Here is a 13475-nt window from a genome sequence, read left to right as displayed (position 1 = left end):
AAGAATACAAAATAGATAACGCTTTCACAATAAACATCTTGTTCTGTTTTTTAGATATCTTGCTTTTTACTGAATATCCCACTAAAATCTTTATAAAATAGATAAAAATTCTAAGAAGGAGGGATTCATTTGTCCAATGAAGTATATGAGATTCCACAATTTCAACGAAACCATCTTCCAGTAAAACTTCTTTATATTACAAAATCAAAATACGATAAAGATTGGCATAGTACCATTCATGCTCATCACTTTACAGAGCTATTGTATATTACTAAGGGCAAAGGCACTTTTATCTTTTACAAAGAAGAAATCCCTGTTCAAGAACACAATTTGATTATCGTCAATCCAAATATCGAGCACACGGAAAAGTCTGATACAAATCATCCACTCGAATATATTGCACTTGGTATTCAAGGCCTGTCCTTTTCATCCATAGAAAATCCCAGTCCTGTCACTATTCATAACTATAAACAGGATCAAAAAAACTTCCTCTTCTACCTTCAGCAATTGGTCGAAGAAGTGGAAAACCATCAAGAAGATTATGATTTGATTATACAAAATATTCTGGAAATTTTATTACTTAAGATGATGCGAAAAAAATCTTTTAATGTAGAGAAAACATCTACTCAAAAAATTAATAAAGATATTGAATTTATTAAAAACTATATTAAGCAGCATTTTCACGAAAATATCAGCCTAGATACATTAGCAAGCATTAGTCATATTAATAAATATTATCTATCCCATTCCTTTAGAAAATTCGTCGGTGTGTCGCCTATTGAATATTTAATTCAAACTCGTATTAGAGAAAGTAAAATTTTGTTAGAAACTACTAACTATTCGATTTCTAATATTTCAACCATTACCGGTTTTTCTTCACAATCATTCTTTGCACAATCATTTAAACGAGAAACGAATCTATCTCCTTCACAATACAGAAACGCTATAAATTCTAGCAAAAACAAACTAGATTCTAGTGCAAAAATTTAAAGATAAATGCAATGAATCTATACTTCTTTAATATATTGTTACTACTATTTTGGAAAGAGAGTGTTCCTATGATTCAACAATTAAAAACATATTATGGTGAGGATATAAAAATCAATGAAGCTGTGTTGTCAGAAGATTATAGCTGGTTTTTAGTTGAAGGAAATAAAGTCGGGATTCGAAAAATTCGATTACATCAAAAGGAACATCAATTGCTTTCATCCATCTTAACACCCATTCATGCTGATACATTTTATAAAACGGAAAAAGAAAAATCATGGTACGAAGCATTATACAGAAATAACAATATCCCTATACGATCAGTTCGTTTTTTACACTTCTTCACAACACAATCTATTGTAGAAAGAGAAGAATTTCAAGATGCTTTACAGTCTATGTTTTCTTTTACTACTACAATGTTATGGGAAACTTCGCAAGCCGGTGTCCTCATCTTAGAAGAAAACATAACGGAATCTGTATTGCAAACAGCCTTAGATACACTAGAAACAGATTTTTTTATATCCCTATCCTTCTTTGTTGGAAGACGTTATTCGCAAACAACTGAATTTACTTACCTGTATCAATGGGAACGAACATTATTTTCTGTTCTTTCTCCCTATTTATCAAAAAAAATTACATACATTGAACAACTTCTCCCTTATCAATTAATGATTTCATTACCAAAAGAAGAAAGAAAAAAATACACGAATCAATTATTAGAAAATATTTCAAACGATAAAGAACTAATAGATAGCGTTAAAGTATTCTTCCAGTGTAACTTAAATGTCTCTCTTGCAGCTAAACAATTATATTTACATCGTAATACTTTGCAGTATCGAATTGATAAATTCATTGAAAAAACAGGGATTAATATAAAAACCTTTGAAGGTGCAGTAGCAGTTTATATGGCGTTTCTTTCTTTAGATATCTCGTGAAAGACGATACAATATTCATTTCTCTTATATCATCATCGTTTTATAGTCTCTTGTGTGACTGGGAAACTCTATAAACTTATTTTTCTACGAGAAAAGAATACTTTCTTCCTATATCTATAGATGAACTTAAGTTCTACAGGAGCTTTCTCGTATCTTAAATCTGTAAACTTGCATAAAAGCTCCTCATTCTTTTGTGCACAATGCCAATTTACTTACGCCTTTAATAATCTTATAATTCTATCAATTACAAAAAGGAGTGGATATTTATGGCCGAACTTGTATTAGATCATATTTTTAAAGTTTATGATAATAAAATCACTGCCGTTTCTGACTTTAATTTACATATTAAAGATAAAGAGTTTATTGTATTTGTCGGTCCTTCTGGGTGCGGAAAATCAACAACTCTACGTATGATTGCAGGGCTAGAAGACATTTCTGATGGTTCGTTTTATATTGATGGGGATCGTATGAATGATGTCGCTCCAAAAGATCGCAACATTGCGATGGTATTTCAAAATTACGCACTCTATCCGCATATGACTGTGTATGATAATATGGCGTTTGGCTTAAAGCTACGCAAACTTCCAAAAGATGAAATTAATCGCCGGGTAACGGAGGCGGCAAAAATCTTAGGGCTAGAAGATTACTTACAACGAAAACCAAAGGCATTATCAGGTGGACAACGCCAACGGGTTGCACTAGGAAGAGCTATAGTCCGGGATGCAAAAGTATTTTTAATGGACGAGCCTCTATCGAATTTAGACGCAAAATTACGCGTAAGTATGCGTTCAGAAATTTCTAAACTTCACCGCCGTTTAAATACGACCACTATATATGTGACACATGATCAAACAGAGGCAATGACAATGGCATCACGCCTTGTTGTTATGAAGGATGGGCTCATCCAGCAAGTTGGAACTCCAAAAGAAGTATATGATACTCCTGAGAACATATTTGTTGGCGGATTCATTGGTTCTCCAGCTATGAATTTCTTTACCGGGACATTACAAGATAGCTATTTTCACATGGAAAATATACGCTTCAAAGTACCAGATGGTCAACTAAAAACATTAAAGCAAAAAGGGTATAATGGAAAAAAAATCATACTCGGTATTCGTCCCGAAGACATTCATGATGAACCTATCGTTCTGCAATCTACTCCTGAATCCACAGTCGAGATTACAGTAGAAGTTGCTGAATTATTAGGTGCTGAAACGATGATTCATGGAAAACTTTCAAACCAAAACTTTATTGCGCGAATTAACGCTCGTTCCGAGATTAAAACTAACGATACACTTCCATTAGCTTTTAGTTTAGCGAAAGCACACTTTTTTGATATCACTACCGAGCAAAGAATACGAAATAATTAACGAATGTCTAAAAAAATCCCGATAGAATTGTCCCGTAAGTAACTCAATCTTTCCATTTTATTGTATGCATAACTTCTACTTCGAAAAAATAGATGTAGCTACGACAAACATTTCTTGAAAAAGAATTCAAGACTAGATTCCACTATATATGCGACAGAACCATACTAAAAAACATCTCATATGAATATGAAATGTTTTTTAGTATTTTCTATTCTTTTAATAAATCTAATAAACCATTCCCTTCAGATGTACGTTCATATCCTAAAGGTACAGTTCTTTTAATAAGTTGTGCATATATTTCTGGTTCTGATAACTTTCTACCATATTCCCTTTCACACTGCTTTATGAGCAATGCCAGTGCTCCAGCGACATGCGGTGTGGCCATAGAAGTTCCACTTAATACCGCATATTTCCCTTCAGGATACGTAGATAATATTTCATCGCCTGGCGCCACTAAATCAATTTCTTGATTTGAATTACTAAAACATGCGATTTTCCGCTCTAAATTGACGGCACCCACTTCAATTACTTCTGAGTATGCACCTGGGAAATCTAGTTCCTCCGTATTATCATTACAATCTCCATTATTTCCAGCAGCACATACGACGAGAACATCTTGCTTTACTGCATTTTGAATTGCTTCATGTAATTCTGGAACATCTTGCGGGCCACCAAGTGACATGGAAATGACTCTAACTCTTTCTTTATTAGGCCCTCTCCAATTTACAGCATAATGTATCGCCTCAATAATTTGCTCATAACTTCCAGAACCATCTCCTGCTAAAACCTTTAACACTAACATTTTAGCAAGTGGTGCGACTCCTAAAACACCAACTCCATTTTCAGTCGCTGCAATTGTCCCAGCTACATGAGTACCATGTCCGTTATTATCAAGATAAATATTTGGATCTCCTTCGTAATCTTTCGTGAAATTTCTTCCGCCGATAATACGATCCTTTAAATCTATATGATTCATATCACACCCTGTATCTAATACTGCAACAACAATATCTTTTCCTTTTGTACTCTTCTCCCATACTTGTGGAGCATGAATGAGTTGTACACCTGGCGGAATTTCATTTACTTGTTCAACCACCTTATCTACTGTAAAAGGAATCAATTGTATACCTTTTTGTTTATTCGCTGTACTACTATTCATTGTAATCCCTCCTGAAAATATATTATTTTCATTTCAGACCACTTTTGAAAGCACTTACATTTAACATTCGTTTTATGTGTTTCGTTTTCCTTCCTTAAAAATGTTTCTCAATAAGGCTTACGAAATTTATACTACTCTTTTATTTATCTCGTAATTTGTAGACATCAAAAATCCGATTGGTACAACCAATAACCAAAATAAAAGGACCACTAAATTGGTCCTTTTACTGTCTTTCAAGAATGATATGAAATTTTTAAAATAATATAAATTAAGACTAAGCCTCACTCTTGTTTAAAAACTTCTCTATTTCTTTTATTAAATATTTCGCTCCATCTATACTAACAGTAATGTTTCCATTTGCTAATGATATGTTTTGATTTGAAACATCACCTGTTATTTGACAAGCATTGTAAGGTTGATATTTTTGTAAAATGACTTTGTCTTCTTCTACGAAAATTTCAAGCGGTGATTTAATTTGTATTCCCAATACATCACGTAATTCTTTAGGAATTACAATTCGTCCTAATTCGTCTACTTTTCGAATAACTCCTGTTGCTTTCATATTACTTCCTCCCTTACTATTTATTAATTTTTTCACCTCGCTTTTTCCATTTTATCACTTTTTGGTAATACCTGCCTCTTTTTAGAAAATTTTGTACTCAAGTTAAAAAAACACATTTAACGAATACGTAATCTCTCTTTCAATTGTTTTAAATAACGAAATCGAATCAGTAAAAAATATACAACTTGAATTCCTACGAAAATACTTAATACAATCGCATTTTCTTTAAATAGTGAGTACTCAAACATCTGTCCGAGTGCAGTTAACGCTACTGCCCCATGTAATGTTGCAACACCTATTGGAACAAAGAATAAAAGCGCCAATCGAATTGTAACTACTTTCGATAATTCTCCACTTGTTAAGCCTACTTTTCGAATCATTTCAAACAAACGAGTATCATCCTCCAAGTCAGAAAACAAACGGAAATAAAGGAAGCTTCCTGCACATACGAAAAATACAATACCGATAAAGAAACCTACAAATAGAATTGGTCCTGCAATTTGTAAACTTTGGTTTTGTGCGTACTGTTCTGCACTAAACGTTGCATGTTCTTCATAAGGTTTCATCTGATGCGTTAGTTCTTTCCCAACCTCAATTTCATCTTTCGTTCCCTCTGTTTTGTATACATAATTTTTTTCCTCTTTAAATCCATCTTGTAATGCATCATACTGCTTGTTAGAGATTACATAAACGTTACCTCTTATTATTTTACTTAATGAAGACGTATTAATTTTTTTCACTTTTAAAGGTTCATTCAAATGTGGCAACATAACTTCTTTTCTTTCTTTCATCGGTGGTCCTGGTATATCAACTGCCAAAAATAAAACTTCTTTTTTGGATCCCTCATGAAAGGGTTCTCCTGTTAACTTCGCATATTCCTTATAGTCTGATTCCTTTATAAACGTGGCGCTTCTTAACGACTGCTCCTCCGTTTTCTTTGTTGAAATATTAGTTTTTGAAGCTGCTATACTATGTTTCTTTAACCCTTCGTCAATCATCTTCAAATGCTGTGATTCATTACTATTTCCTTGCTTAGAATGATAGTGAAACGCAATTGGTCTCTCCATAACCGCCTTTGTCATTGATGTAAAGCCAACTAATGTACCTATTGCTGAAAATGCTACAGTTGAAATTATCGTTACAATAAAGAACATTCTTGCGTTATCTCTCATACGGTAAGCTAAATCTGACAACGTAATAATATTTGTCTGTGTCCAATAAAAACGTTTACTTTTTTTACATAGTCTAATAATAAAAACACTCAACTGCTTGTACAGCAAATACGTACCAATAATGACTACCGTTGTAACAGGAATCATCATGATAAATACCATTGTACCGTGTGACATAAGCGCTCCTGCATATCCGGCACTAAGCAATATAACTGCTAATATAGAAGAAATAATGGATGCTTTCGGTTCCGGCTTCGCTTCTGCCGATCCTCTAAACAATTTCATAATTTTATTTTTTCGAATCATTCCTGCACTAAACAATGAAATGATCATAAATAATACGAAAAACATAATACTCGTTACAACAATGGCTTTCATTGGAATGTAATAAGATAAGGAAATATCTAACTTTAATATCATTGGAGCTATAAATAGTAATATTCCGGAAAATAGCATTCCAGCAAGTATCCCAAAAATAATTGCCCCTATTCCAATCATAATATTTTCAAAAAAGATAAGACGCTTTAATTGATATTTCGTCATACCTAACATCATTAAAATTCCTAGTTCACGCTTTCTCGTTTTTAAAAACATTCCCATCGAATATAAAATAAAGAAAAATGTAAATAAGTAAATAATGGACTGTGCAAAAGACATACTTACGAACACATATCGTCCCAATTCTCCAGCACTTAATGCCGGATGAAACGCAAAAAACGAATAAACAAAAAAGGCCATAATAGCAAATGCACTACTTAAAAAATATGCTGAATATGTTCGTCTATTTCGCGTCACATTCCGATATGCGAGTTCTCTAATATTCATATTACTTCTCCGCCCTTCTACTAACTATGTTCTTATATTAGTAAAGTACGGAAATCCCTTCCATCGATTCAAATGACAAAAACCTTACATTATTGAAAGATTTCAAAAAAATTGCTTAAACGATGCAGTTTCATTATAATGACTACATTCATATTCATACACACATCCTATTGTATATTCGTTAATTTTGCGAAATAATAAAGGATAGAAGTATGTACCAATATACATATAAACTTATTTACCGCTTTAATATGAATAGGAGGAAAACATAATGACATTGCAAGAACAGATTATGAAAGCATTACACGTTCAACCTGTAATTGATCCGAAAGCAGAAATCCGTAAACGTGTTGATTTCTTAAAAGATTATGTAAAAAAAACAGGTGCGAAAGGATTTGTACTTGGAATTAGTGGCGGACAAGACTCTACATTAGCTGGACGTTTAGCTCAGCTTGCAGTGGAGGAAATTCGTAATGAAGGTGGTAATGCAACGTTTATCGCCGTGCGCCTTCCTTATAAAGTGCAAAAAGATGAAGATGATGCGCAATTAGCATTACAATTTATTCAAGCTGATCAATCTGTTGCATTTGATATCGCTTCAACTGTTGATGCTTTCTCAAATCAATACGAAAACTTATTAGATGAATCGTTAACAGATTTCAATAAAGGTAACGTAAAAGCACGTATCCGCATGGTTACACAATATGCAATCGGTGGACAAAAAGGGCTCCTTGTTATCGGAACAGATCACGCTGCAGAAGCTGTAACAGGATTCTTTACAAAATTCGGAGATGGTGGTGCAGACCTATTACCATTAACGGGATTAACGAAACGCCAAGGACGCGCTCTATTACAAGAATTAGGTGCGGACGAGCGACTTTACTTAAAAATGCCAACAGCTGATTTATTAGATGAAAAGCCAGGTCAAGCTGATGAAACAGAGTTAGGTATTACGTATGATCAACTTGATGACTATTTAGAAGGTAAAACAGTTCCAGCTGACGTTGCAGAAAAGATTGAAAAACGTTACACAGTGAGTGAGCATAAAAGACAAGTACCAGCATCAATGTTTGATGATTGGTGGAAATAAATAAAACATAAAAAAGAAGCTAATCTCATTTAGCTTCTTTTTTATATGTTAACGATATACCCCTACCCTTTTCTCCAATAAATCTTGCAGGCAATCTTCATGCTGTTTACAAAATAACGGTGGCATGTTGTCTAACGGGAAAAACTTCAAATCCAACGTTTCATCACCATCTACTTTTTTGTCGCCTCCAACTATTGAGCATGAAAAACACATCACAATTGACTGCGCCTTGTCTCCATTTGGATATGATTGAAAATATTTTGTATACACTCCAATAAGTTCATTTATTTCTACATCATACCCGGTTTCTTCTTTTATTTCTCGAATTGCAGTTTCCGCAGCCGATTCTCCTATCTCCATTGCCCCCCCTGGAAAGCCCCAAGCGTTAAAGTCACCTCTTTTTTGCAGTAATACTTCTCCTTCTTTATTAAATACAAAACCACCGGCAAAGTTTAAGAAAACATAATCATGCCCTACTTTTTCGCGTAATTCTTTTATATAATTGGCCATTCTCTTTCCCCTTTTCATACTTCTTTTATCGCTATTCCTTATCTTTTTCAAGCAATTCAATAATTCGATCTAGCTTCTGATTCATATGCATCACTTGTTGTTTTTTTGCAGCGCTGTTTAGAAATACTCTTCTAATAAACAAAGTAAATGATAGGAAAAACAAAACGATAAGTCCGATTACTAAACAAGTATATATCAATGTAAAAATATCACTCTCGAACAAATTCATTTAGATTCCACATCCTTCCTCCTTTCATTTTATCATATAATTCTGATTTTTGTAGTAATACATAAGGAAAAGAGCATCCTTTACAGATGCTCTCTTTCACCGATTAATACGTAAATGTAATTGTCGCTAATGAATAATCTGCCATCGCACTATAAGGTGCTACTTGATAAGATACACGCTTTGCACCCTTTGGCCAATTTATTTCATTTAATGCTTTCTTTATATCTTGCATCGTCCCATCCATAGACTGCTTATATCGTACTTCTACCTTTTCTGGCTTAGAAGCAAATTGTTGCTGTAATTTCTTCTTAAAATCACTATAATTCTCTGCTCCGTATTGTGTAGACATATATTTTAAATTTGTTTCTTTTAACATTTGTTCATACGCCACAGTCTTTGAACTACCCGCTTTTATTTTGTTTGTTAATTCATTAAAGTAGCTTGTAGTTGCTGCTGGATATTTGCTACGATCCCAATCGTGGTCTTTACTTAATTGTTCATCAGACATATTAAAATATGAATATGTTACGCGCCCAGCTTTATCTGGTACTGGATCATCGAATGTTGTATCAAGATGATACCATTTGTTTTCAATGTTCACTAAATTCCATGCGTGAGCTTGTCCATTTCCTGTACCTGTTACAATATGGTTTTGGATACCTGCTCCTTTTAGCAATTCATATGTTAATAACGTATATCCTTGGCAAACAGCAGAGCGATTCGCTAATGCTTCATATGCTGTATATGCTTGATAAGACGTATCATATGATACATGTTTTACAACGTAATCATGAATAGCTTTTACTTTCTCATGATCATCCATCCCTGGTTTTACAATCGAGCCGATAATCGCTTTTGCCTGAGATTTTACATATTGTGTTTGCTCTTTCGATTCACGGTACTTCACTTGCAGTGTAAATGTATAGTTTCCTGGTAACCCTTTAATGGAATATCTAGTAGACGCTACATTATATTTTACATACTCATCTGCATCTACAATTTTATTAAACTCGCCATACAATTCATCCATAATACTTCTAGCATTTCTATCTTTTGTTTTATATGTGATTGTAATATTTTCTTCTCGATTATCAACCTGTTTTTTTAATTCTTTTTTGAAATCATTTAACAACTTTGTATCTGATTGCGATGTCGCTACAGTTTGATTTGTAGCTGCATAAGATACAGATGACGCGTGTAAGCCCCCCATTACTATAGTTGAACAAAGTGCGGCAGCTGTCACATACTTACTTGTCTTTCCCATCATGTCACTCCTTACATTCTATAACTATACGAAAAAGTATCGTATAGTTTCAGAGTATACAATACTTTTTCGTATAGGTCATATGAGATTATGCATATTTAACATTGTAAAAGGGTTGTTCTTTTTACAAGAACAACCCTTTTCATTAACAAGTTTGTAATACACAACATGCATTTTCAAAACGTCGATTTTTCAAGTCTTCATTTCCTATACAGAAATAAAGCATCCCTAAATCTCCCCACATCATATTACAATTTTTAGTATCTGAATCAATTTGGAATAAAAGCGTCATTTGCTGCGGATCTATGTCCATATATTGTCCAGTCTCGTATAATACCTCATCTTGTACAGAAAATGGCTCACCAAATATTTGATGGTTATCATAGTTGTCTGGGATTAGCTCTTCAAGTAATTGCAAGAAACGGTCCGAATCAGCCTCATCTTCAATGAAAAGCTCTGGCAATTTATACGTTAATTCAAAAGTAATTGCACACTGGTTATAATTCGTTTGCAATTCATCTCCTCTTCGTAATTGCTCTACAGGAACATCATAATAAAGCACACGCCCCGCTCCAGTTGGATTCACATCTTCTTCAAAGTAATTTTCCACGGTAAAGAAATATAACATCCCCGTCTTAGGAAGATCGTGATTCATACCAATATTTTGTAAATCCTTTAAATTAAATTGTGCAATAAACTGTAACGTATTTCCTTTATGCGTTGGATATTCAAATGTAAATGGCAAGTCAGGAACCCCTCCCATTTTCGAACTACCTATCGCTACTGTTTCCTCCTGCTTTGGCACAACTTTTATACAAGGAAATACAGTATTCATAAGTTCCTCTTTTAAATGCGTCAGCCCATATTTATCAATTAATACTTCAATTTGTTTATTCATACATTCTCCTTATATTTACATACTTATTTGTATCATCGCACAAAAATTATACTCCATTCTTTATAAAAACAACAAGCCTCCAAAAAAACGGGCTCTTCCTTCATACGCGAACAAGTTAAAAAAAGCATAGTATACATTGTTCCTACAAACACGATAGTTCATTATTTCTTCCAGTACATTTTCCCCTCGTTCATTTTTATTTTTAATTTAAGGAGGAATTCCACATGGGTTACGGATATAGTTGCGGCGGTTACGGTTACGGCGGTTACGGCGGTAGTTGTGGTGGATGTGGTTATGGAGGCTTCGCTTTATTAATCGTTTTATTTATCCTTCTAATCATCATCGGAGCTAGCTGTTGGGGTGGCTTTGTAGGCTGCTAGTAAATTTAAAAACTATTGTAAAAAAGCACGTATAATACGTGCTTTTTTGCCATTTTCAAATATTTTATGTGAAAGGAAGTATGACTTTATGAAGATTGATGGTGTTTTTGAAGGAGGCGGTGTACGCGGAATTGCGCATGTAGGGGCAATTTGCGCGTTAGCTGAAAAAGGCTATGAATGGGAACGTGTAGCTGGAACATCAGCTGGTTCGATTATCGCTGCGCTCCTAGCAGCAGGATACTCTTGCTCAGAGCTAAAAACGATTATAACAAATATTGATTATGATAAATTTACGAAGAGAACCTTTATTGACAGAATCCCGTTTATTGGAAAAGGATTAAGCGCATGGACTACTCTTGGTATTTACTCTAATATTTTTATCGAAGAATGGATTGAAGAATTACTTCGAAAAAAAGGAGTTCACTTATTTACAGATTTACCTGATTTAAATAAGCTTAAAATTATCGCTTCTGATATAAGTAATGGTAAAATGGTTATCTTTCCTGATGACTTACCGAACTACGGATTTTTAAATTATCGCTTCTCTATTGCTAAAGCTGTACGAATGAGTAGTACAATCCCCTTCTTTTTTGAACCGGTAAAATGGAGAACCCCAAAATGGAAGCAGCCTTGTTATATGGTTGATGGAGGAATTTTAAGCAATTATCCAATTTGGATTTTCGACTCCCCTACCTCTCCCCGCTGGCCGACTTTTGGGTTTCATTTCGTAAAAGATGAGATTCAAGCTGACCCAGCCCACTACAACGAGCCTATCTCCATGTTCAAAGGACTTTTTAAAACAATGATGCAAGCCCATGATTTACGTCATTTAGACAAGGAATCAAAAGCAAGAACAATTACAATCCCAACAGGATCCATTACTAGTACAAACTTTGAGTTAACAATGGAAGAAAAAGAGTGGCTATACAATTCTGGTTATAACGCCGCAAATAAGTTTTTACAATCGTGGAATTTCAGACAATATATTGATAACTATAGAAACGGAAATCAGGATCGAAAATCAAATCGTTATTTCCGTCAACTTGACTCATAATATTATTATCTTTTATACGAGAACACGTAACGCTTTCAAAAAATAAGCCTAGTAATATAATATATTACTAAGCTTATTTACTTTCTGTATCATTATTATACGTTGTTTAAGGATAAGTTAACCCTTCTGCTTCCTCTGCAGTAATAACGGTGTATCGATTTCCCGTTCGTAATCCTAACAATTCTGCTTTTTCAATTGCTTCCTGCTTCGTCTCCGCATAAGCAGCTAAATATTTTTCTCCATTGATAATTTGGCAAATTACATATTGTTTCATTACTTTCTCCTCTTACTTTTTCATTAGTTGTGCAAGTTTTTTTATACCTATTTCAATTTCTTCTAATGTTGCGTATGAATATGGATACAAATTTTCATTTCTTCTATACAATATACACTATCATAATAAATTTAAATAGGAGGAAATATGATGAGTGAAGCAATTATTCATGGGATCATTCTTGCATTTGGTCTTATCATTCCATTAGGTGTTCAAAATGTTTTCGTCTTTAACCAAGGTGCGAGCCAACCAAATATTTGGAGGGCAGCCCCTGTCGTATTAACTGCCTCTATATGTGATACGTTACTCATATTGATAGCGGTACAAGGTGTTTCCCTTGTACTCCTTACTTTTTCTTGGCTAAATAACTCGTTATATATAATTGGATTTTTCTTTCTCCTATACATGGGCTTTGTTATTTGGAGAAGTAACCCTTCCAACGATGTAAAACAAGAAAAAAGTATGCCAGTAAAAAAACAAATACTTTTCGCTGCATCGGTTTCATTATTAAATCCACATGCAATTTTAGATACAATCGGTGTAATTGGAACAAATTCGATTCAATACATAGGAAATGAAAAATGGGCTTTCACACTTGCAACTATTATCGTTTCTTGGATTTGGTTTATAAGCTTAGCTTTAGCGGGGAAATTTCTAAAAAGGCTAGACTCAACCGGAAAGACAATCGTATTATTAAATAAATTTTCTGGTCTCATCATATGGAGTGTCGCACTTTATATGTTAAAACAAGTTATTTATTCCTAAT

General features: G+C 33.8%; 15 protein-coding genes. 7 read left to right on the top strand and 8 right to left on the bottom strand.

The window, feature by feature from the left end; translation table 11 throughout:
* Positions 1–129: 129 nt before the first annotated feature.
* The 3 genes from ACTFR9_RS02535 to ACTFR9_RS02525 all read left to right on the top strand — a co-directional run bounded on the left by ACTFR9_RS02535 (position 130) and on the right by ACTFR9_RS02525 (position 3292).
* Positions 130–990: an AraC family transcriptional regulator gene (locus ACTFR9_RS02535; RefSeq protein ID WP_000064378.1), complete on the top strand. Its 861-nt coding sequence runs from the start codon at positions 130–132 to the stop codon at positions 988–990.
* A gap of 68 nt (positions 991–1058) precedes the next feature.
* Positions 1059–1922 (top strand): PucR family transcriptional regulator, encoded by an 864-nt coding sequence (locus ACTFR9_RS02530; RefSeq protein WP_000615939.1) that lies wholly within the window; start codon positions 1059–1061, stop codon positions 1920–1922.
* A 266-nt stretch (positions 1923–2188) separates the two neighbouring features.
* Entirely contained in the window at positions 2189–3292 is a 1104-nt protein-coding gene (locus ACTFR9_RS02525) for an ABC transporter ATP-binding protein (protein WP_000829434.1), read from the top strand.
* Between the two features lie 208 nt (positions 3293–3500).
* Here the strand turns inward: ACTFR9_RS02525 and ACTFR9_RS02520 are convergent, their stop codons facing one another.
* The 3 genes from ACTFR9_RS02520 to ACTFR9_RS02510 form a co-directional block, all read right to left on the bottom strand.
* A complete protein-coding gene (locus tag ACTFR9_RS02520; RefSeq protein ID WP_001089047.1) occupies positions 3501–4451 on the bottom strand; it encodes a serine protease in 951 nt (316 codons plus the stop codon).
* A 274-nt stretch (positions 4452–4725) separates the two neighbouring features.
* Complete coding sequence (locus ACTFR9_RS02515; RefSeq protein WP_000648330.1) at positions 4726–5013, bottom strand: AbrB/MazE/SpoVT family DNA-binding domain-containing protein; 288 nt, start codon at positions 5011–5013, stop codon at positions 4726–4728.
* Positions 5014–5129: 116 nt separating this feature from the next.
* The gene (locus ACTFR9_RS02510) at positions 5130–7010 is read right to left on the bottom strand and encodes an ABC transporter permease (protein WP_229136396.1); all 1881 of its coding nucleotides are present in this window, start codon (positions 7008–7010) and stop codon (positions 5130–5132) included.
* A gap of 271 nt (positions 7011–7281) precedes the next feature.
* Here ACTFR9_RS02510 and nadE point away from each other — a divergent pair, with 271 nt between their 5' ends.
* Positions 7282–8100, top strand: a complete 819-nt coding sequence (gene nadE, locus ACTFR9_RS02505) for an ammonia-dependent NAD(+) synthetase (protein ID WP_000174879.1) — start codon at positions 7282–7284, stop codon at positions 8098–8100.
* 48 nt (positions 8101–8148) lie between these two features.
* On the opposite strand, the gene ACTFR9_RS02500 is transcribed toward nadE, so the two are convergent.
* The 4 genes from ACTFR9_RS02500 to ACTFR9_RS02485 form a co-directional block, all read right to left on the bottom strand.
* Positions 8149–8610, bottom strand: a complete 462-nt coding sequence (locus ACTFR9_RS02500; protein WP_000035006.1) for an NUDIX hydrolase — start codon at positions 8608–8610, stop codon at positions 8149–8151.
* Between the two features lie 31 nt (positions 8611–8641).
* Positions 8642–8839, bottom strand: coding sequence for a DUF4083 domain-containing protein (locus ACTFR9_RS02495; protein ID WP_001048096.1), 198 nt, complete (start codon positions 8837–8839; stop codon positions 8642–8644).
* Positions 8840–8942: 103 nt separating this feature from the next.
* Positions 8943–10103: a transglutaminase domain-containing protein gene (locus ACTFR9_RS02490; protein WP_000520842.1), complete on the bottom strand. Its 1161-nt coding sequence runs from the start codon at positions 10101–10103 to the stop codon at positions 8943–8945.
* Between the two features lie 145 nt (positions 10104–10248).
* Positions 10249–11001: a YwqG family protein gene (locus tag ACTFR9_RS02485; protein WP_001041265.1), complete on the bottom strand. Its 753-nt coding sequence runs from the start codon at positions 10999–11001 to the stop codon at positions 10249–10251.
* 224 nt (positions 11002–11225) lie between these two features.
* Here ACTFR9_RS02485 and ACTFR9_RS02480 point away from each other — a divergent pair, with 224 nt between their 5' ends.
* Entirely contained in the window at positions 11226–11381 is a 156-nt protein-coding gene (locus tag ACTFR9_RS02480) for a YjcZ family sporulation protein (RefSeq protein ID WP_000540426.1), read from the top strand.
* Between the two features lie 88 nt (positions 11382–11469).
* Positions 11470–12435, top strand: a complete 966-nt coding sequence (locus ACTFR9_RS02475) for a patatin-like phospholipase family protein (RefSeq protein WP_000686816.1) — start codon at positions 11470–11472, stop codon at positions 12433–12435.
* 106 nt (positions 12436–12541) lie between these two features.
* Here ACTFR9_RS02475 and ACTFR9_RS02470 read toward each other — a convergent pair whose 3' ends face one another.
* On the bottom strand, positions 12542–12709 hold the full coding sequence (locus ACTFR9_RS02470; RefSeq protein ID WP_000816383.1) for a DUF3933 family protein: 168 nt from the start codon (positions 12707–12709) through the stop codon (positions 12542–12544).
* 150 nt (positions 12710–12859) lie between these two features.
* Between ACTFR9_RS02470 and ACTFR9_RS02465 the strand changes: the two genes are divergently transcribed.
* Entirely contained in the window at positions 12860–13474 is a 615-nt protein-coding gene (locus ACTFR9_RS02465) for a LysE/ArgO family amino acid transporter (protein ID WP_229136397.1), read from the top strand.
* The last annotated feature ends 1 nt before the right edge of the window (position 13475 follow it).

Origin of the sequence: Bacillus cereus group sp. MYBK222-1 (assembly GCF_051916425.1) — a bacterium.
GTDB lineage: Bacteria > Bacillota > Bacilli > Bacillales > Bacillaceae_G > Bacillus_A > Bacillus_A paranthracis.
Note: the sequence above shows the minus strand (reverse complement) of the source record. Positions and strands in the feature narration are given on the sequence as shown.